Genomic DNA, 21,002 nt, shown 5'->3' with positions numbered 1-21,002 from the left:
GATTAATTATCGAACAAAAAGGACTCTTGTTGATGTTTCTCAGCCACTTTATCCAAGATGCTTCTTACAAACAATCGTCTGTGTATATCCGAAACGCCGTTTTCCAAGATCTCTCTGCGGTGTCTTTCCGTTGCATAACCCTTATGTTTGGGGAAATCATAATAAGGGTAATCTAGTGCTAGTTTATTCATTAACTGGTCTCTGGAAACCTTTGCCGCAATAGAAGCCATGGCAATTGTCAGGCTCCGGCCATCGCCGCGAACAACAGCTCGATGATCCCAATCAATATTGCGCATCGGCTTGCCATCGATTAATACCAGGGGCCTTTCTTCAATCTGAATAGGCTTTAACCAACTTTCTAAAATAAGCCCAACGGCTAATTGCGTTGCACCTAAGATATTCCTGCGCTCAATTTCTGTGACGCTGCCTTCCTGAGTCATCATCTGGATAAGGCCTTCTTCTTTCCAGGTCAATAAAACTTTGTAGATGCTCTCCCGCTGCTTTTCAGTGAGTTGCTTAGAATCGTTAACCTTTTCAGCTACTTCTTTAAGTTCCTTTGAGGCATAAAAATCCTTTCTTATCCACACAGCTCCTACCATAACGGGTCCGGCGAGCGCTCCCCTGCCCGCTTCATCAACCCCTATAATCCCATTGCTTTCCTGGATCTGCTCGAGATCAAATGATAGTAATTTAGACTTTTTGGGGGCAGGCATAGGCTAAGTAGATTATTCTTTAGTCGGCACAGGAATTCCTAAGGCTTCGTATGCTGTCTTGAAGTGCAGCTTAGCATAGTCCCCTAGTTCTTCGCCACCAAATTTTTCTATCAACCGCTTGGCCTGGGCTTTTACTTCGCCGCTCGCGCCTTTACGAAGCTCTTCTCCCGCCTTTTCAGACAATTTATTCATCTGCCGAACATATTCGGCGCGCGCAACAATTGAGGCCGCCGCTACCACAGGGTCTTCCTCGGCCTTTGTCTGCATTCTTAAATCAAAATCAGAGTCTTTAAAATAGTTTTGTACAAGCGGTGCCTTGCTAAACTGGTCTAACATGCCCCAGGAAACTTTTTTTACTTTTAATGCTTCTTTTAGTGAAGTTGCGTGCAGCCAAGCTAACAAGCGATTTAGGTTTGACCCAAATTTAACATACAGTTCGTTGTACTTACGCATACCGGCAAAGGTTGTTTTAACGGCTACGCCCTGTGTGTTTCGAATAATAGCATCAAACTTTAAAATGCTTTCATCGCCTTTGATCTGCTTGCTGTCCTTTATCCCCGCTTCTACCCATTTACGAATCATGTCACTATCGGCAATCACGCAGGCTGAAACGACTGGGCCAAACAGGTCTCCTTTTCCGCTTTCATCTAACCCGGCATGTGGTTCAAACCACTCGGGGTGGTTAACTTCGTCATATCCCAACTTAGGTTGCTTGGTAATCTCCGCTTCTAATACGAATCGTACAAATTCTTCCGTCTTCCTTCCTTGCACTACGAGTTTTCCGCTCTCGTAAGCGACAACGTTTACTTTATCTCCTTTAAAAGCAAATAGCGCGTAATCAACCTTATACTCGCTCCACATTTGTCCTTCACAATATGCTTGTAACTGTTTCATTTGAGCGCCGGAGAGCTCGATCGTATATAATTTTACAGGTTCTTTAGAATCTCCTTTTGCATTTTTAGCCATATCAGTTAAGATTTATGGATAAATTTCCTTAAAATGGCGAACCTGAATTCACACTTACTTCTCGAGAACAAACAAGCCTTCGCTGAAAACTTACGTGCCTGGTACCAAAAGAATCATCGCAAGCTGCCTTGGCGCACGCACCCTTCGCTTTACAAAACAGTTGTTTCCGAATTCATGCTTCAGCAGACGCAGGTGACAACAGTCTTGCCCTACTTCGATCGTTGGCTTGAGCATTTCCCAAACTTTCAAGCCCTCGCAAATACTCCAGAGGAATCCGTCCTAAAGTACTGGGAGGGATTGGGTTACTATACGCGAGCTCGCAATTTACACAAACTGGCTAAGGCAATTGTTTTATTAAAGGAAATTCCGGAAACCGCTGTTGCTTGGCAGAAATTCCCGGGAGTTGGTCCCTACACTGCGGCGGCAATTGCCAGTATTGCCTTTGGAGACCCTATACCCGTCATCGATGGTAATGTTATTCGCATCTTAGCCCGTTTGACTTCCTGTGATGTCTCTTTCGGGGGAAGCTCTCAGGCGCATGATGTCTTTTCTGTCCTTGCCCACGAAATAATAGATGTCAAGGATCCCAATACTCATAACCAAGCGATGATGGAGCTTGGCGCTACGATTTGTACACGCCAAAATGCTAAATGTGGCATTTGCCCTGTTAAATCTTTCTGCCACGCCGGCCTGAATAATACTTGGGCAAACTTTCCTAAAATTCAAAAAAAGCAGATTACTAAATTGTCCATCAACCGTGGTTGGGTTGTTCATAACAACAAACTTCTACTTCACTACATCTCTGAAAACGAAAAGCGGCTAGCCAATATCTACGAACTCCCAGCCTCAGATGACTTCATTAGCCCGGATACTCTCTCCACTTACCCGCTTCTCCTTAAAAAGAATCGATCCATCAGTACGCAACGTATCACAGAGTCCATCTACCATATTCCTCCTACGCCTAATCTCTTAAAGGCCATTACTAAGAATGCAGACCTGCAATGGATTCCCCTCAATCAGTTGCATGAAATAACGCTTTCCGGACCCCACAGGCGTTGGGTTAATGCGATACAAGCGGCTGTGTAAAACGCTTCTTAATCAATTCTTCAAGTTTTTGTTTGGATGATATAACACCTTCTCTGGGTACATTTGGCCCCAGTTCAATCACCAGAGCTTGCCCTTCACGAAAATACTTGGAAATCATCTCAAAATCAACCACTCCACTGCCAATAGGTTGGTCATCCCTGCCCCCCTGAGTAACATCTTTTAAATGAAAACCGATCAGCTTCTTATGGGTTGCTTCAAGTAACTTCTCGTGGTCAATAAGCCCAAGTTGCTCCCTTACTTTAGCGTGGCCACTATCATGCCAACCGCATATCGCGTCTTCGCCGGCAAAGTGTTCTAAGAAATCAGCTTCCTGCTCAGCTAAAGGGATTTCTAAAATTCTGTCCCTATTCTCAATGGCTATCTTCACACCCATTTCTCTTGCTATCGGGAGAATGCGCTCCATGGCATGATAAACACGCTTCATCACCGTCTTAGACTTGCGCTTGGCTTTCTTGGCAATGGATTGCACTTGCTTCATAAACGCCTCCTCTGCCTGCATCTTTTCTAAACCATGTTCCTTAAGGGGCAGGTAAACCTTCTGGTCCGGCCTCGACCAAAAGAAAGTTACGCTCCCCATATGGGCTACCATAATCTTGGCATTTACAGCCATCGAAAACTCCAACGTACGTAGTGTGTTTTTAAACCACAAATTCTGCTCCGCCAAACTCCCGGAAGAGGGCTGAAAGAGATTAGGAGCCGCCTGAATCACCCCTGCAGGCAACGGGCAAAAATTATGCACAGAGGAAACCTTAATGACCCCTTCTTCAACCGCTTTCAATACCCCAGGCACCAAACTCAGCCTTATCCCATGGCTCAATTCAACATACTCAAAGCCCATCTCGGCCACTTCTGTTAGCATCTGATAACCATCAGTATGCCTATGCGACAACCAACAAGTTGATAGGGAAATAATCGGATCCATTTACCTTGGATTTTGATCTCATAGCCCACCTAAGACAAGCTTTTATGGATTTAGGGGAAAAGGGGGGATTGTTAATTGCTGATAGCGTGAGACTTTCGTTTGGTGTTGACTATTTTCTGAAAAAAGTATCCAATCTTGCTCCTATGAAACGTTTATTTGTAGTCGATCATGTCGCTGCTTTCCCGTACGGGCACAACATTAGTTGTATGAATGTGTTTGCGTCTTCGTTTGGGCGACATTTTTCGGAAACAATTAAGCTGGGTCCAACGTGTATGCCCGAAATTGCGGGAGAAACGGATGATATTCACAAGGTTTTAAATTACCCTTATAATGGAATCATTGAAGCCAAGTACTTTAACGGTTTTTTTCGCAATAAGAAGCGTAGTATCAAAATCAGTTTTTTAATCCGTAAAGTCACTAAAAATTTTTATTCTAAATGGGTAAAAACTTTTGACAAGGATTTGATGCTGCGCCAAACCAAGCGGAATTGGCAAAAAGTTTTAAAAAAATACAATATTGATAGCTCTGATACTCTTTTCTTTCCTAGTACAGATTATTATGGAGCCCGAGCATTGTTGGAAATTTGTAATGAATTAGATAAAGCAGAACGGCCTAAAATGCATTTTCGTTTTATCGGAGTCATGGAAAATGCCGCTTATGGCAGGATTCAAGGGTGCACACCTATATTAAATAATATTAAAAAACTGATTGAAGAGGGTGCTTCGATAACTATTTCCGCAGAAACCCCTATATATTGTTCTTATCTACAAAAGCTTACACATCTCAATATAATCTATCTTGCCTATCCTTTAGAAGGTCAACTGGAACCTCTGAATTGGGACATCGATAACTTTAAAATTGCGTTACCAGGCCAGGGCAGGCGTGATAAAGGTTACTTTCGCTTTTATGACATAGCTAAGTTTCTAAACAGAGATTCTAAAGCACGGAAATTTAAGATGCTGCTTCAGGGGATGAAGCTCTCGGATCCTTGTTTTAATAAACCATACAACAGAATTTTAGCTGAAATAAAATCACTAGAGCTACTGCCTGCACAATTAGGGATTAATGCATTAAATGATATTTATAAAAAATCAGACATACTTCTGCAGCCCTATTGTACTGGAACATATGCGTATCGCGGCTCTGCTGTTTATCAGGAAGGTATTGCATTTGGAAGGTTATTTGTTTGTAGTAAGAACACTGGTATCTCAAATTTAGTTCAACGATACGGAAATGGATTACTAGCGGATACCGATGAAGATTTTGCTAAAAGTATCATAGAGCTTTCGAAGCTATCTAAGCAAGAAGTGGAAAAAAAAGTTTATAATGCGCGTGCATTATATGAAGCCGATTTTGAAGAAGGAAAAAAATTAATATTGGAGGGAATTTTAAATGGCTAAAATAGCTTTTTTGGATCTAAGTTTTCATGTAAAAACAAAGTCTACAAACTTCTTTTACGATTTGTTAGCGACAAGACATGATGTAGATACTTATTACTTGGGGAATGATGCAGTTTCTCAAGCAAAGGATATAGCTTCTGTGGGTTACGATATTATTGTATGCTTTCAAACAGATAACCTAGTACCTTATTTTATAGCTACCGGTCATAGAGTAATATGTATACCCATGTTTGATGGTTCTGGGTCGATGTCAGATTATTACTGGAAATTCATGAAGCAGGCAAGGTTTGTTAACTTTAGCAGAACCTTGCATGATCGCCTGAAGCGCATTGGAATGGATAGCATGTATGCTCAATATTATCTGGATCCTAGTAGATTTACTCCCGTCGAAGACTATAGTTCACGGCGATTCTTTTTTTGGCAGCGTCGCCCGGAACATGGATTGGATACAAAATTTGCGAGTAAATTCATGATGATTGGTGATTCTATCCATTTTCACAATGCTCCTGATGTTCTTTCTGCAGGTGATTGGGAACCTGCTTTTGGAACTTGTTCATATTTTAACGAGCAAAACGCAAATGCTTATTCTGAGGCTTTGAGTAAATCTAACATATTTATTTGCCCACGTAGTTGCGAAGGGATTGGCATGAGCATGCTGGAAGCCCTTGCTCGTGGTATGTGTGTTATCGGGAACGATTTTGTGACTGCTAACGAATATATACAGAATGATGTGGATGGCATTTTGGTTAATTATGCAGATCCTAAGTTTGATACACTAACGCCAACGCGTATGCAGTTTTTAGGTGAAAACGCGAGAACCAGGGCAATTAAAGGATATGATAAGTGGTTGAAAATTAAGGAAGATTTACTATTTTATATTGAGACAACACCTCGTCCACGTATAAGCAAAGTTTCAGCAAAAACACTGAATGAGTTTTTGATAAACTTCAAAAATTTTTCAGACGGCAGAGAAACCTATAGGAAAAATTTAAGGAAGTTTAGCGGTTTACAGCAAAAGCTTTCAATAAACGATGATGAGAGTTCATTGGGGAAAATAAATCATTGGTTAAGGCGATATTGGTTGTGGAGAAGATTCCAATCCTTAACGAAATCAATCTATAGGATATTTTAATCAATTAAAAATTTGTGAATTAGCTTCTGTAACTTTTAACTGAGCAGTCTCAGAAGCACAATAAAAAACCCTATTACTTACAGTAACAGGGTTTTTTATAAAAATTTAACAGTAAATTTTTTACATGTCCTTATAACGCTCACGAAGCATATTCGTGAATGCTAAACGCTTATTACGAAGACGTTTTTTCATCGAAGGTTTTTCATGATAACGCTTTTGGCGCACATCTTGGATCACGTTCTCACGGTCAAGTTTCTTCTTAAGACGTTTTAACGCCTTTTCAACCGGCTCTCCTTTACGTATTTCAACTTCCAATTCTGACATATTAATTCACCCGACTTTCGTTTTTTAAGTTTGAGTTAATGAATAATCTACTTTTCTATTAGAAAGGTCAACTAAAAACTCCCCTCTTTTCTAAACTTTATGGGTCGTCCTCAAAAACGTGATATCAATTGGGATAATTTCCCAAATGAGAAGCGTGCTCATCTCATCGAAGCGCTCTCTCAATTCGTCACCGCGGTACGTGTTCAGCGTATGGATGAAGTCATTGAAAACCGTACACGTTATCTTACGCTAGCCCTGGAAGATGTTTACCAGCCCCACAACGCAGCCGCCGTTGTCCGTACTTGTGAGGCTTTTGGCGTACAGGACCTCTATGTCATCGAAAATAGAAATAATTTCAAGCCCAGCAGGTCTACTGTATCTCGGGGTGCTGATAAATGGGTGGATATCCATTATAGCGATAATACGACATCGTGTCTCGAGTCCCTCAAAGACAAAGGTTATCAAATCGCCGCCTGTACGCTAAATCAAGATGCTGTTCCGATTGATCAATTAAACGTAGATAAACCCACGGTAGTTCTTATTGGGACAGAGCTTAAAGGGCTTACGCAAGAGGCCCACAAGCTAGCCGATGTTAATGTTTACCTACCCATGCAAGGTTTTACACAGAGTCTTAATCTTTCGGTTTGTGCGGCTCTATTTCTCTATGAGTTAACGCATAAAATAAGAAGGAAAATTCCCGAGTGGCCATTGTCTCCCGAAGAAAAGCAAATCCTAAAACTTCGCTGGCTCTATAAGATCGCAGGCCACAACTACCCACTCGACTTCGAGCAATCCTAAATCTTTTACTCAAAACATAACCCCAGGCACTCCATGAATCTGAAAAGTACAGAAACGTCCAAATCAAACAGGACAACTCCTTTTTCCTATTTATTCCTCTTGGAAAAAGGGCCAATAAAAAAGGATGGCGTTCGTACTGAAGGTCGCAGAGCCCCCATTTTAAACATAATCGAATTTTTAGATGATAAAAAGGACTCTGTAAAACAAGATATCCAATCACTCTTGTCGGCTTGCCATGTTACTGAAATTTGTAATATCAAAAATCCTGAACGCTTCGAAAAAGTTCAAAAAACATTGCCTGAATTCCAGATAATTTACCTCACTGATATCCGCAGGGATACTTTTCTCCTTATGTTTACTCCGGTTTTTAAACTCAATAAACTGGAGGGTTACCGTGTGGACATAGACAAATTTAATGAGCTGTGGAATAAGAATACGAACAACAACGTTATCAAATTTAAGCCCCCCAAACATCTGGAAAAGTTACCTCTCGAGGGCTTTATCAAAAATTCACATTTTTCTGATTCGCTTACAAGTTATCTTGATTACAAAGATTCGTATGCTTTCTTAGCCAAGACTGAAGCTTTCTTATGCAAGAAGGTGGGCAACTTTTGCGCGGGAATCCTCCTACTAAACCAGGATTTCCCTCATTTAAGTAAATTCTTACATGAAAACACTAAGGAGCTTAAGGCAATTTTGGAAAACGCTGCCAACAACTATAATGATTTTCAGACCAGAAAAAGAGTCGCAATCAAGCTGAATGTTACGGATTTTGCTGACCTCAAAAAGATCTTATCACTTCTCAATAGCGATATTATTGGGCACCTAGATAAACTCGATAAAAAAGATGCCGGTTTCTTTTTCGATAATCTTAATGATCTTTACAAGCTTAACATAAGCGATTTAGAAACTATAGAAGCTTACATTTCTTTATCCGAAGAGGAGCAAAAATATTTCTTGGAAAACCATAAATCAATAAATCTGCCTCTCTTATTGAGCTCGCACGCGTTATCTAAAAACAAGCAGGACGCGCCTTCTATCAAAATTTATGAAGCAGTCATAGGCTTAAAAGAGAAAAAGGAAAATCTCACATTCGTTATTGAACTTCTCTTGGAGGATATTAATAAAATTGAATTTGAATTCACCAAAAACAAAACTCTCCTTAAGGGTGCTGCTGCCATTACAGCTTATTTCGAATCTAAAGAAAAACTTCAGGTTGGCATAAACAAAAACCAAGACGATTTTCTAAAATACCTCAATTTGCCAAACGAAAATTGGCTTCTACAAGCACTAGTCACTCATCTTAAAGGTGTTTTGGGCGAATACGGTGCAGGATGCGTTCTCTTGAATATGGATATACCCAACCTCACCACAAATATCCATAATAATCCTAAGTTATTACAGAGGCTTTTTCATAAAATCAAAGATATCGGTTATGAGAATTTTCATACCCGTAAATCTTTCCTTATAACGCATAATCTAACCGATTGGAATGTGCTCAATATTATCTTGTTTAAGGCCACTGAAGATGCTTTCAATTTCATAAGTAAATTAGATGATAAAGCTGTTCCTAAAGCGTTGAGGGCGCTAAAAATAATTGATGAGAGAATCGACGAAAGGCATATCCAAGTAGATCTCTTCACAGAGGTTTACAGCCTGAATGACATTGAGTTTAAATTTTTAGAGGAGAATAAGAATACCATACTATGGCTGTTTTTCTTGGCAAACAATGCTGCTCAAGTCCTTAAAACGATTTCAACAATTGATGCCTATAAGGTTCTGTCCTCCTTTCATGAGAGTTTTGAGAATTTCCAGCGCTTCTTTGAATTAGGTAAAACTGATTTCCAGCAAATAAATTTTAAATTTAGTTCTAAAAAGAAGGTTGAAGTGGGTATTGATGGAATAAAAGAATACCTTTTAGCATCTAAAGAGGCACACCAAAAGAACTGCCTCATTAAGGAGGAGGATAAATACAAAGATTTCCTCTCTTACGTTGTAATCCCCAAAGGCAATATTTCAAAAGTCCTGAATATTTTTTTAACAAAATCAAACTTCGCCGCGTTTACCATTCCAGTAATATTGCTCAATACAGATATACCTAACCTCTGTCAGTATCTATGGGATGACTCCAAACGTGACAAGGAGTCCAGAGAGCTTGATAACTTACTAAGCAACTTTAAGAACAACTACGAATCGTTCCTCTATAAGAAAAATCTCGTTATTAAATACCAAGTCAAGGACTTCTCGACTTTCAAAACAGTCATGCTCGATTTAACAAAGGATGAGTCAGATTACTTAGAGAAGAATGACAACGTAAACCTCCTACGTTTCCTCGAGCTTAGGCTTAAAGCAACTCATGATATATCAACCATGAAATTATATGAGGACGATCTCTTGCTTCAAAATAGCGTCATAGAAGACTACCTCTAGTATCCGTCTTCTATAAACCGCATTTTCACCTTGCCTAAACGGCCATATTCCCTTGCATATATAATACTATGAAATCTCTCGAGCTAGACACTCAATCTCTTCTCAACATTGCTACACAAGTTGCCAAACAGGCCGGTGAATTTCTTCGGCTAGGTATAGAAAAGGCAAAACAAATCAATTTTCAAAGTGATCGAGATGTAAAGCTTCAGGCAGATGAGGATTCTGAAACGCTCATTCGTCAGGTCTTATCTAAAAAAACTAATTTCCCAATCGTAGGCGAAGAACAGGGAGGAGATCCAACCCTGGTGGATCGCAATGAGCCTTATTGGGTAATCGATCCGCTCGATGGTACTTATAACTATTTACGCAATTTACCCATTTGCTGCGTTAGTATTGGCCTCATGAGGGGCAAGGATCCTATACTCGGGGTCATCTATGATTTTAATAATGATGACATCTATGCGGGCATTGTGGACGAGGGTTACTTCTTTAATAATAAACAGGTAACACCTCACTGGGCGGAAAAATTTTCAGAGGCGAGCCTCCTCACCGGTTTCCCCTCAAATAGTGACTTATCAACCGGGGCTCTCACTGAATTTTTTGCCAATATTCAAAAATTTAAAAAAGTCCGTATGGTCGGTAGCGCAGCTATGGCAATGGCCTATGTCGCTAACGGCCGTGCGGATGTCTACTACGAACAATCTACCAATCTCTGGGATGTTGCCGCAGGGGCAGCTCTCATAAAAGCTGCCGGCGGGCACTATGCCATCACAAACGTGAGTGCCAAAAAACCATTCTCGTGCGATATCTGGATTTCCGGCAATCAGGAATGGATCGTTAAATAAACCCTTATATTAGTTGGCCTCGACTCCTTCCAGTTCATCCAAGCACCTTATTATAGATGGTTATAACATTATCTACGCTTGGCCAGATTTGGCAAAAATCCTTCGAGAAGACGGCCCAGATCGCGCACGTGATCAACTTGCCCAACGAATACGTGTCATTCACGATATTGAGTCTCTTCGCACAACTCTTGTATTTGATGGCCAGGGTAAGGAAATCCAAATCACTCGGCCGACAAAGGAGCTTTCATTCTCATTGGTGTTTTCCCCCGCGCGTACTTCCGCTGATGGCATTATAGAACAACTCGTTGCCAATTCCAAAAAACCGGCAGATGTAACCGTTGCTACAGGTGATAGGGCCCTGGAAACCTTGATCTCAAAATCTGGCTGTTACGTATTGACCCCACAAGCCCTTTTAGATTGGATTATTCGTTGCCAGAATACCCAAATCGAACTCCTCAACAAAACAAAAAAGAAAGCCCTCACAACATGGAAACATATTATCAACCCCTGGGACAAGATCAACTAACCCCCGCTGCCTCTGTTGAAGAAATTCAAGGGCTCTATGGTCCCCTCACCATCGCAGAATCTCTTATTCAGAAAATTTGGCTCAAACAAAATTTCCTTACCCACCACCTCAATACCCATTCCGACAAGTCCCTCAAAATCATCTCCCCCGGGCAATGGAATTGTCTCGAAGGGCCTGATTTTAAAAATGCTATCCTGGAAATTGATAACCAAAAAGTTATCGGCGATGTCGAAATCCACTTCCACTCGCGCGATTGGTGGAACCATAACCACCACGTAGATGCCAACTACAATAATGTCGTCCTCCATGTGGTTCTTTTTCCAAACAAGGATCATCAGCGCTCGCCTATTACTAAATCAGGCAACTTCCCTGAACAGCTTTCTCTACTGGGTTACCTGTCTCGGGATCTCGAGGAATACGCTTCAGAGGAAGCGTTGCTCAGTCTGGAAAATAGGGATTCTCTGTCTCTATTAGAAATGTTGTTACTGAAACCACTAGATGTTCGATATAGCTTTGTAGCAGATAAAGCACGGCTGCGCTGGAATCAAAAGCGAGCATTTGCGCAGCGTCGTTTAAACGCCACTCATTGGGAGGAAGCTTGTCACCAGATGTTTATGGAGGTACTGGGCTACCGGCGCAATCGGGCAACGATGAGTCTGATCAGCCTGCAATTCCCCTACCGGCACATGCTTTCAGAAAAACCCAGCACTCATGATCTCTATAATTCCCAACTCAACCAATGGAAGGTTCAAGGGATCCGTCCGAACAATCACCCTAAAAAGCGTTTAGAGCAGTATGCGCAACTTCTTGAAAAAAATCCAGAATGGCCTGCCCGTTGGCTAGAGTTTTCAAATACGCTTCCCCAACTGGCATCTCTTGGAGATAATACAGCTGTTTTTAGAAAAAATCTATCCCTTGCGAATTTACGAAAATCTATCGCAGAGGACATCCTCCACAACACTTTTACTGCCTCTAAGTTAGATACGCTTATTATAGACACGCTTCTCCCATTAGCTTCCATTTACCATAAAAAGGATCTTTTCGGTCTCTGGTTTCACTGGTTTACGGGTGATGTTCCTGACTCCTTGAAAAATTTCATCAATCAAACAGAGCTTGCCTCCGTTAAGGATTCTCCTTCTTGCAATGGTACCCATCAGGGTGTCATGCAGTGTTTCTTCGAGGCCAACTACTAAATCCCTTTAGCTAACGATAGTAACCACTTGACAAATAACCAAATCATTGCAATAATCTTCGTGAAAGCCAAAATCAGCGTTGCAAACGATGTTTTTGGGCGGTAACCTTTTATTTCAATTTATAGCATTAACAATGAGCAATCAAATTTTATCGGTCTTAGAGTACATGGAAAAAGAGAAAGGGATCAATCGTGACGACATGATCTCCGCTATCACCACGGCCATTAAAAATGCAGCTCAAAAGGGAATTAATGCCGGCCAGGAAATCAAAGTCGAAATTGACCCAAAAACAGGTGCCCTAAAGGCCTGGCTTCTCCTTAATGTGGTTGACTCCATCAGCGATTCTTTAACAGAAATACACATAGATAAAGCACAACAAGCAAATCCTAGTCTGAGGCTAGGTGATGTCTATGAAAAAGAAATAGATCCGTCTGAACTAGGCCGTATCGCCGCCCAAACCGCTCGGCAAGCTATCATGCAGCGTGTGCGCCAGTTGGAAAAAGAAAAAATTTATGAGGATTATAAAGATCAAGTCGGTGATATCGTTTCCGGTATTGTCCGCCGCCGTGAGCGCAATGATCTTATTATAGACCTCGGTAAAACAGAAGCCGTTTTAATGGGTAAGGAAAGAATCCCGGGCGAAGATTATGCCCCGGGTGAGCGTATCCGCTGCCTTCTCTTAAGGATAGATTCCACGCCTCGTGGCCCAGAACTTATATTAAGCCGCTCCCATCCTAAATTTGTTCGTCGTCTCTTTGAGCTCGAAGTGAATGAAATCGCAGATGGTACGGTTACTATCGAAGCCCTCGCCCGTGATCCTGGTTATCGTAGCAAGATTTGCGTTCAAAGTATTGATACTAAAGTAGATCCAGTAGGCGCCTGTGTGGGTGCTCGTGGCGCTCGTGTTAAGGCAATTGTACGTGAGCTTGGTGGCGAAAAAATAGACATCGTTCGTTTCTATGCCGATCCTAAGCGCATGCTCGAGGAGGCCATCAAACCTGCTGTTCCTAAGAATATCAGAATAGATGAGCAAAATCACCGCATTTACTTTGAGGTTGCTCCAGAAGACCTCTCCGTAGCGATCGGCCGTAAGGGTCAAAACGCTAAGCTAACGTCAAAGATTCTTGGCTGGCCGCTTGATATCGCTAAAGAAGAGAAGCAGGTCATGAATTTCCAACAACACCTCAATCGTGCGGTTCAAGGGCTTAACCAAATCCCTGGTCTCACCGAGGATCAAGCGACAGCCTTGGTTAATGGGGGTATCACCTCTCCGGAAGCATTTGATGGGGTCACTATTAATGACCTTAAGGAACTCTCTTTCTCAGAAGAAGAGGCTGTTGAACTGATCGCCAAATTCAAGGCATACAAAGAAGGTCAGGAAGTCTGATTTTTACCAAAAACTTATAATTACAGCTAATAAACCATACCGCATTTAAATGAGCGTACGCATCTACCAACTATCCAAGGAATTAAACATGGAAAATAAGGCCGTTATCGCCCTTCTCCAGGAGCGTGGTCTCAAAGTGGATAGTCCTTCCAATACTATCCCCAACATCTATGCGGATGCGCTTATTGATGAGTATGTAAATAAAAAAAAGAACGGGTCAATTCCCCAGGAGCTTAAGCAAGAAACCGAGCCTGAGCAAAAAGAGAAACCTGCTCCGGAACCAAAAAAACCAGCTTCCCCGAACCTTCCTTCTGGTGTCAGAGTGAAGTCAGCAGCGGATGTAGCTAAGGAAAAAGAAAAAAAATCTCCTGTCGTTCAATCACCTGAATTTCCAGGTGTCAAAAAACCTATGGCTCCGCCAGCGTCTTCTAATATTGTTTCAAAATCACAGCAGCAAGCGCCCAAGCTACCACCTATGCCTCCTAGAGCCCAACAGGACAGAGAGCTTAGTAAGCCGGGGGATGTTCGCTTACCGGAAAAATCAGAGCCAGAGGTAAAGGAGCTAGCTTCAAACAAGCCTCAGTTGCCTAATCTGCCTAAATCAACAGAGCCTAAAAAGGGCAAACCTGAGTTTGATGATTATAAAACAGTCATCTGCAAACCACCTATTGTGGTAAGAGACTTTGCTATTTTACTCGATATTAAGCCGTTTCGTCTCATTTCCGAACTCATGGAGATCGGCATTTTTGCTTCCATGAACCAGGTCATCGAAGAAGATGTAGCCTCAAAAATCGCGGAAGCACACGGCTTTATCCTTGAAATCCACCACCGTGGCGAAACACCGCCTCTCACCCCTAAAAAGATTGAGAAAAAGAAGATCGAGGTAGATGAATCTCAATTCTTGGAACCGCGTCCTCCGATCGTTTGTGTTTTGGGTCATGTAGACCACGGCAAAACCACCCTTCTTGACGTCATCCGTAAGGCAAATGTTGTCTCTGGCGAAGCCGGTGGCATCACGCAACATATTGGTGCTTACCAAGTCGAGCACAAAGACCATAAAATTACTTTTATAGACACTCCTGGGCACGCGGCATTTTCTAAAATGCGTGAACGTGGTGCCAACCTCACTGATATCGCTATTCTCGTAATTGCGGCAGATGACGGTTTCAAACCGCAAACGGAAGAAGCTCTCAAGTTCGCCCAAAAGGCAAATGTCCCGGTTGTTGTAGCAGTCAATAAAATGGATGCCAAGGGTGCCAACCTTAACAACGTCTATCAGCAAATGCAGCAAAAGGGCATTGCTCCGGAAGAATGGGGCGGAGAAACTTTGTGTACACCTATTTCAGCGATCAAGGGTGAGAATATTGATCAGCTTCTCGAGCTCATTTTACTCCAATCAGAAGTTTTAGAACTCAAGGCAAATCCAAAATGCCCGGCAGAGGGTATTGTCCTTGAATCTCAAATCGAGGTGGGTCGCGGTTCAACCGCAACCGCTATCATCACTAAGGGGACTTTAAAAGTAGGCGATGCGCTCGTCGCTGGTCCTCATTACTGTAAAGTAAAAGCATTAGTGGATGATCATGGCAAGCGCATCGATTCCGCTTTACCTGCAACACCTGTTCGTATCATCGGCTGGTCGGGTGCTCCTTCCGCAGGCTCTGCATTTATTTCCGCTAAAAACGAAAAGGAAGCCAAGAGTATTGCAGAAGAAAATAGCATCAATCTCAAGCGCGAAGTCAACCAACTCGCTAACATTGAAGCTCATGCCGGTTCGATAGATGATCTCTTTGCTGCTATTGCCGAAACAAAGCAAAAAACTTACAAAGTTATTATCAAAGGTGATGTTCAGGGTTCCGTTGAAGCACTTGCCGGTTGTTTAGAGGCCATTAAAAGCACTAAAATTAAGCTCGAAATTCTTTACGCTGAAGTTGGCCTTGTTACTAAAAACGATGTTATTTCAGCAAACACTGCAGGAGCTACAATTGTCGCATTTAATACTAAATTCGATACGGGTGTCCAAAGCCAGGCAAAGCACCACGATGTCCAGATAATCCAACACAATATCATTTACGAGCTCATCAACCAAGTAAAGGATGCTATGGCAGACATGCTTGAGCCCGAACTTAAGGAAAACAAGCTCGGTGCCGCTCAGGTTCGACAAGTCTTTAGTGTTGCTAAGGGTGTTGTCGCTGGTTGCATGGTCACAGAGGGTAAGATTATTAAGGATCAATTCTGCCGTATATTCCGTGGTACTAACAAAGAGGCTATTCACCAAGGTAAGGTTTCTACGCTCAAGCGCTTTAAGGATGACACTAATGAAGTCCGCGCTGGCTACGAATGCGGTATCCAGGTTGATAACTTCAATGATTATCAAGAAGGCGATTCTATCGAGTGCTTCGAGATCCAAAAAATTAAAACATCTTTGTAAAATAAGTTATGGGACAAAGAATTGTACGGGTAAACGAATTGCTCAAACGCGAAATCAGCCAACAGCTCCACACGCTCTTTCGCCAAGAAGCTACTTATATTACGATCACTAAAGTAGAGACTTCGCCCGATTTGCGGGCAGCTCGTGTCTTCTTTTCAGTACTTGGTGACGCTAAAAATAAAAAGGAATGTACCCAATTCCTCATCAAAATGTCCGGCCTTCTCCGCAAAGAGGTCTATAGATATGTCACGCTAAAGTATTCTCCAAAATTTGAATTTGTTTACGATGATTCTATCGAAAAAGAGGTAACTCTTATGAACGAAATCGATAAATTATCAGATGAAGATAATCATGACGCGAGCTCTTAATGGCCTATTATCCGGAACTTCTCCCACGTTTTCAAGCAGCCCTACAAGAATTACAAGGTAAGACAGTCTATGTGATTGCCCACCTCAGGCCGGATGGAGATTCCATCGGCTCCCAAATCGCGCTAACGCGTTTTTTAATCAATCAAGGCGTCAATGCTACCGCGGTTACGGATGATCCCGTCCCTCGTGTGTTACAGTCGTTTGTTCAGGATACCCCATGTGTCAACATTTCCGACTTGGCACCCGTAGATGGTGCGCTAACGGTAAATGTAGACTGTGCGGATGCTAACCGCGTGGGTGAAAAAATTCATACACTTTTTCCTGAAACATTTCTCAGCGTAGACCACCATCTTTCGGATACAAATTACGCTAAACACAACATCGTAGTCCCAACCGCCGCTTCCACAACAGCTATCCTCTCTGGCCTCTTTTTAGATGCTAATTTCCAGATAGACCCCACAACCGCACAAGCACTCTACGTTGGTATTGTAACGGATTCTGGCCAATTTGCTTTCCCGTCTACAAACGCAGATCTCTTTCGCATCGCCGCAAAACTGGTCGATCTCGGTGCAAATCCAGGCCAAACCACCCATCTGATCTACGAACAGGAATCTTTTCAAAAGATTCAACTTCTCCTTCGTTTCCTAAGCACTTTCCATATGGAGCTCTCCGGCCAAGTCTGCATCGGCTTGCTAGACAAAGAAGCGTTTGAAGAAACCGGTTGCACTAAAGAAGATACTGAAGGTTTGGTTGACTATACGCGCATCATAGAGGGCGTAAAGATCGGCATTTTACTTGAAGAACGCAATAGCCATATCAAGTGCAGTTTACGCTCGAAGGATTCTCAATATCGCGTAGACCTCTTGGCTAAAAATTTTAATGGAGGCGGTCACGCCTGCGCCGCTGGCTTCAGTTACCCGGAAACCCTTGAGCATTTTTACCCCATGTTCCTTAAAGTTATAAAAGAACATTTAGCATCCCTACCTCCAGCTCAAAAAGACTAACCCGAGCTTTCAATGTCCTCCCTTGTTCACCTTGAGCATGCGATATCTGTAAGGCCCAATCAAACGGTTGTAGCCCATGAATGGTATCCGTCTGAATCTAGTGGCGCGTGTCTCGAAACAATAATCACGCTCCATGGCTTTACTGGTGATGCCCAAGATTTTGCGCCTCTTGCTGAATCCACTAAGCAACCATTCCGTTGGATTGCTATTAACTACCTCGGGGAATCCCCTGAATCGATCTCGCTGCAAAACTGCCTTTCCAATATTGAAGCCGTCTTCGCACATTTCAATATTTCCGAGGCTCATCTCTTAGGCTACTCTATGGGCGGCCGCATCGTTCTTCATTTTGCGCTTGCTCATCTGAAAAAGCTCTTGAGCCTAACCCTTATCAGCACTTCACCGGGAATACTCAATGCAGCTGAACGCACCTCTCGTTTAAAACAGGATCAATCCCTTGCTCAAATTGCCCTCACCCAGGGCACGAAATCCTTTATAGATTTCTGGCAATCTACCCCATTGATCGCAACGCAGCAAAAATACATTCCTAACAATAGCTATTCGGAGCTCCTTGAGCGGCGTTATCAGTTAAATAAGATCTCTCTTGCAAATGCTCTCCTCAACCTCAGCCCTGCCATTCTGCCTTCGCTCTGGCATCGATTGCCTGAAATCACAATCCCTACCCTCCTCGTTACCGGTGAACAGGACATCAAGTACGCGAATCTCCTCACCCAAGCTAGGCCCCGCTTCCCGAATGCCGAGATATCGATAATTGCCAGTGCAGGCCACGCCCCACATTTAGAAAACCTCTCGTCATTTGCTCACTCACTTTTGTCTTTTCTACCCCAAACGACACCTCAAGCCCTTAAATCTCCATGAATACGAAATCTACTGCTAGAAGAAAACGAGTTCTTATAAAAAATTCTTCAAGAGTTGAAAAAATCGAAAAACCCAAAAAGACGAGCAACAATCGTAATATTAAAAGAGCAACCGTTCTCACTAAGCTTCCTCCTAAAAAACAGTTTCTGGATAGATGGCGATACGATTCGTCTCTCTTGAATCGAATGGTATCGCAAGAAACCGAAAAGTCCTCAGAAAAGGAAAAACTCGTACCTTATGTTAGGGAACTCTCTCAGTACCTTGCATTAAAGAAAACGCAGAAACTCATCACACGAATCATCAAAGATCCCAACCGCTGCAAATACAACTATGTTGATGAGTTTATATCCATGACAGATACTTTACTGGACACCCCCATTTGCGAAATCGCAAAAAACACAAAAAATCTTTACTCGGAAATAATCCATTATTACTGCAATATTATTAATTATCACTTGGAGCATGGCAACGAATGCATGAACCGATCTTTCTACGAGGGTTTTAAAGAGAAAATTAAAACATTAAGAGGTTTGATAATAGGGGAAAATTAATCCCTTAAACTCGAAAATGTATTAATTATTTAATAAAAAAACTATATGCTTCAAAAATAAATTTCTTGTCACTATGCGCTTGTTTCCCCATGCCTCATGCGATTAATCTATTCTGAGTAAACTAATTATTTAACCATGCTACATTTTTCTATTTCACTTGCCGAGGGTTCCACGGGGCTCTTCGCATACTTCCACCAATCCAATCTCGCTGGCCAGGCAATTGTCCTCTTGCTCATATTCTTTAGCTTTATTGCGTGGACCCTTATGCTTGGTAAATATTTCGAAATCAAGCGTAGTAAAGAGCTTAACGGCCGAATCGAAAAGGCTTTTGGTGCTAAAAATGCCCTCGGTTATATTGATCTTTCTAAATACTCTGGCCCCTACGCATCTCTCTGTTCCCGTGCCGTGGAAGCTCAAGCTCGTTTCGCCCAAACGAAGAATGATGCCATCACGATCGGCCATATCGAAAATGCCCTTCAACGAGAGGTTGCGAAGCAAAGTGCTTCCTACGAAAACAAAATGGTTATGTTGGGCTCAATCGTTTCGGGTGCGCCTTTTCTCGGGCTCTTAGGTACGGTCTGGGGTGTCATGGATGCTTTTGGCCAAATGGCATTCCAAACATCTGCTTCTCTTCAAAACCTGGCTCCCGGTGTCTCTGGAGCTCTTTTAACAACAGTTGCTGCTCTCCTTGTCGCCATTCCGTCCGTCTTTGGCTACAACTATTTACTTTCAAGTATCAAGCAGTCTATCCTTGAATTGGAAAACTTTGCCAGTTCCCTAATGGATCGTATTGAACTGGAGTGGAAAGCTTAATCCAGCCATGGCACGTACATTTCACCGCAAAAAGCAGTTTTCCGCAATCTCAGCAATCGATGTCACACCGCTCATCGACTTGGCTTTCTCTTTGCTCATCATTTTCATGATCGCCGCACCCCTTTTGGAGCAATCTATCAACCTTCAGCTCCCCATTGAATCAGTCAAGGAGCAGTCTCCAAAAGAGGAGCAGTTTCGCTCCATATCCATTGATGCAAGGGGTGATTACTACTGGGGTAGCCAGTTGACAACGCCAAAGGAGCTTAATGCCCTTCTTCTGCAGGCATCTACTATGCCAGAGGAGCCTGTCATTCGCATCCGTGCAGACGCTTCCCTGAGCTATCAACAGGTTATGAATGTTCTTGATCTCGTCAAACAACATCATCTCACCAAGATCAGTCTCGATACCGTTGCCATCTAGCCCATAATAATGACGTCTATCACAAAAAAGTCGTTCCGCATATCACTGTTTCTGCACCTTAGCGTCTTCTCTCTTCTTATTATTTTTACGCTTTTTCGTAGCTGCAAAAAGGAGCCCAAACCTTACGTCTTTACGGTAGTCTCCCCCTCTTCAGAAGTGGTAAATAAAAATACTGCTAACACAGCTACCACAGAATCCCCAAAACCCAAACCGCAAACAAAATTAGCTAAGCCTAAAACCGTTGCGAAAAAGGAAGCAGCTAAACAGCCTGCCAAGCCCAAAGTAGTTCAAAAGAAAGAACCTAAAGAAGAACCGGAGCTCAAGCGCATCAGCTACACCGATTTTCAAAAGAAGCATAATAAACAGGAGAACAAAGTCGCTAAGGCAGCTCCTGAAAAAATTGTCACTCCAAAGCTGAATGTAGATGATATTACTTCAGAATTGGAAAACTTGGTGCTCGCAGGCCCTTCTTCCCCTTCTCATGACCCTTCGCAGCTCACTTCTTATATCGGGCATATCCGTCAACGGGTAGACTCCGTCTGGCAAGCTCCAGGAGGTATATCTGGCAGCCACATCCAGGCAACTGTTTCCTTTAGGGTAAACCCAGCGGGCAATCTTTCACATATCCACCTCCTGACATCCTCGGGTAACAAAGAATTTGATAACTCGATACTCTCCGCGTTCGAACGGCTCTCGAAAGTGTCTCCTCCTCCGGAAAGAGAAGCCTACACTTTCCAACTCACGTTTAGGCTGAACCAGGCATAGAAAGGCTCCTGGCCTTTTCGCCATTATTTGAAA

General features: G+C 42.5%; 21 protein-coding genes. 17 read left to right on the top strand and 4 right to left on the bottom strand.

The genetic code is table 11. From position 1 onward, the window contains the following. Positions 1 to 2: 2 nt before the first annotated feature. Complete coding sequence (locus AUJ82_08440; protein ID OIO58726.1) at positions 3 to 713, bottom strand: hypothetical protein; 711 nt, start codon at positions 711 to 713, stop codon at positions 3 to 5. Positions 714 to 725: 12 nt separating this feature from the next. Beyond that, positions 726 to 1,679, bottom strand: a complete 954-nt coding sequence (locus tag AUJ82_08435; protein OIO58725.1) for a ribonuclease HIII — start codon at positions 1,677 to 1,679, stop codon at positions 726 to 728. A gap of 42 nt (positions 1,680 to 1,721) precedes the next feature. Between AUJ82_08435 and AUJ82_08430 the strand changes: the two genes are divergently transcribed. After that, positions 1,722 to 2,765: a hypothetical protein gene (locus AUJ82_08430; GenBank protein ID OIO58737.1), complete on the top strand. Its 1,044-nt coding sequence runs from the start codon at positions 1,722 to 1,724 to the stop codon at positions 2,763 to 2,765. On the opposite strand, the gene AUJ82_08425 is transcribed toward AUJ82_08430, so the two are convergent. Continuing rightward, complete coding sequence (locus AUJ82_08425) at positions 2,740 to 3,708, bottom strand: hypothetical protein (protein OIO58724.1); 969 nt, start codon at positions 3,706 to 3,708, stop codon at positions 2,740 to 2,742. The two genes, AUJ82_08430 and AUJ82_08425, sit on opposite strands and share 26 nt — an antisense overlap. Before the next feature lie 44 nt (positions 3,709 to 3,752). Here AUJ82_08425 and AUJ82_08420 point away from each other — a divergent pair, with 44 nt between their 5' ends. Beyond that, entirely contained in the window at positions 3,753 to 5,108 is a 1,356-nt protein-coding gene (locus AUJ82_08420; protein OIO58723.1) for a hypothetical protein, read from the top strand. Beyond that, a complete protein-coding gene (locus AUJ82_08415; GenBank protein ID OIO58722.1) occupies positions 5,101 to 6,240 on the top strand; it encodes a hypothetical protein in 1,140 nt (379 codons plus the stop codon). The genes AUJ82_08420 and AUJ82_08415 overlap by 8 nt, the downstream gene beginning before the upstream one ends. A 120-nt stretch (positions 6,241 to 6,360) precedes the next feature. On the opposite strand, the gene AUJ82_08410 is transcribed toward AUJ82_08415, so the two are convergent. Then, the gene (locus AUJ82_08410; protein ID OIO58721.1) at positions 6,361 to 6,564 is read right to left on the bottom strand and encodes a 30S ribosomal protein S21; all 204 of its coding nucleotides are present in this window, start codon (positions 6,562 to 6,564) and stop codon (positions 6,361 to 6,363) included. Positions 6,565 to 6,663: 99 nt separating this feature from the next. Between AUJ82_08410 and AUJ82_08405 the strand changes: the two genes are divergently transcribed. The 14 genes from AUJ82_08405 to AUJ82_08340 all read left to right on the top strand — a co-directional run bounded on the left by AUJ82_08405 (position 6,664) and on the right by AUJ82_08340 (position 20,969). Beyond that, the gene (locus AUJ82_08405; protein OIO58720.1) at positions 6,664 to 7,362 is read left to right on the top strand and encodes a hypothetical protein; all 699 of its coding nucleotides are present in this window, start codon (positions 6,664 to 6,666) and stop codon (positions 7,360 to 7,362) included. Between the two features lie 33 nt (positions 7,363 to 7,395). Continuing rightward, a complete protein-coding gene (locus AUJ82_08400; GenBank protein OIO58719.1) occupies positions 7,396 to 9,792 on the top strand; it encodes a hypothetical protein in 2,397 nt (798 codons plus the stop codon). Between the two features lie 68 nt (positions 9,793 to 9,860). After that, positions 9,861 to 10,637 carry a hypothetical protein gene (locus AUJ82_08395; GenBank protein OIO58718.1) on the top strand — a complete coding sequence of 259 codons (777 nt, stop codon included), beginning with the start codon at positions 9,861 to 9,863 and terminating at the stop codon, positions 10,635 to 10,637. A 13-nt stretch (positions 10,638 to 10,650) separates the two neighbouring features. Continuing rightward, positions 10,651 to 11,163: a hypothetical protein gene (locus AUJ82_08390; protein ID OIO58717.1), complete on the top strand. Its 513-nt coding sequence runs from the start codon at positions 10,651 to 10,653 to the stop codon at positions 11,161 to 11,163. Beyond that, positions 11,124 to 12,356: a hypothetical protein gene (locus AUJ82_08385; protein ID OIO58716.1), complete on the top strand. Its 1,233-nt coding sequence runs from the start codon at positions 11,124 to 11,126 to the stop codon at positions 12,354 to 12,356. The genes AUJ82_08390 and AUJ82_08385 overlap by 40 nt, the downstream gene beginning before the upstream one ends. 133 nt (positions 12,357 to 12,489) lie before the next feature. After that, positions 12,490 to 13,743 (top strand): transcription termination factor NusA, encoded by a 1,254-nt coding sequence (locus tag AUJ82_08380; GenBank protein OIO58736.1) that lies wholly within the window; start codon positions 12,490 to 12,492, stop codon positions 13,741 to 13,743. Between the two features lie 49 nt (positions 13,744 to 13,792). Next, the gene (locus tag AUJ82_08375) at positions 13,793 to 16,171 is read left to right on the top strand and encodes a translation initiation factor IF-2 (protein ID OIO58715.1); all 2,379 of its coding nucleotides are present in this window, start codon (positions 13,793 to 13,795) and stop codon (positions 16,169 to 16,171) included. An 8-nt stretch (positions 16,172 to 16,179) separates the two neighbouring features. Beyond that, the gene (locus tag AUJ82_08370; protein ID OIO58714.1) at positions 16,180 to 16,539 is read left to right on the top strand and encodes a ribosome-binding factor A; all 360 of its coding nucleotides are present in this window, start codon (positions 16,180 to 16,182) and stop codon (positions 16,537 to 16,539) included. Next, positions 16,539 to 17,543 carry a hypothetical protein gene (locus AUJ82_08365; GenBank protein ID OIO58713.1) on the top strand — a complete coding sequence of 335 codons (1,005 nt, stop codon included), beginning with the start codon at positions 16,539 to 16,541 and terminating at the stop codon, positions 17,541 to 17,543. Before AUJ82_08370 ends, AUJ82_08365 begins: the two co-directional genes overlap by 1 nt. 12 nt (positions 17,544 to 17,555) lie before the next feature. After that, complete coding sequence (locus tag AUJ82_08360; GenBank protein OIO58712.1) at positions 17,556 to 18,419, top strand: hypothetical protein; 864 nt, start codon at positions 17,556 to 17,558, stop codon at positions 18,417 to 18,419. Continuing rightward, on the top strand, positions 18,416 to 18,970 hold the full coding sequence (locus AUJ82_08355; protein ID OIO58711.1) for a hypothetical protein: 555 nt from the start codon (positions 18,416 to 18,418) through the stop codon (positions 18,968 to 18,970). Before AUJ82_08360 ends, AUJ82_08355 begins: the two co-directional genes overlap by 4 nt. A 150-nt stretch (positions 18,971 to 19,120) precedes the next feature. Continuing rightward, on the top strand, positions 19,121 to 19,783 hold the full coding sequence (locus AUJ82_08350; protein ID OIO58735.1) for a hypothetical protein: 663 nt from the start codon (positions 19,121 to 19,123) through the stop codon (positions 19,781 to 19,783). Between the two features lie 7 nt (positions 19,784 to 19,790). Beyond that, the gene (locus AUJ82_08345; GenBank protein ID OIO58710.1) at positions 19,791 to 20,204 is read left to right on the top strand and encodes a hypothetical protein; all 414 of its coding nucleotides are present in this window, start codon (positions 19,791 to 19,793) and stop codon (positions 20,202 to 20,204) included. A gap of 9 nt (positions 20,205 to 20,213) precedes the next feature. Beyond that, a complete protein-coding gene (locus AUJ82_08340) occupies positions 20,214 to 20,969 on the top strand; it encodes a hypothetical protein (GenBank protein OIO58709.1) in 756 nt (251 codons plus the stop codon). The last annotated feature ends 33 nt before the right edge of the window (positions 20,970 to 21,002 follow it).

Source organism: Verrucomicrobia bacterium CG1_02_43_26 (assembly GCA_001872735.1).
Taxonomy (GTDB): domain Bacteria; phylum Verrucomicrobiota; class Verrucomicrobiia; order Opitutales; family CG1-02-43-26; genus CG1-02-43-26.
The sequence above is the reverse complement of the archived record's forward strand: the minus strand, read 5'-3'. Positions and strand labels throughout refer to the sequence as shown.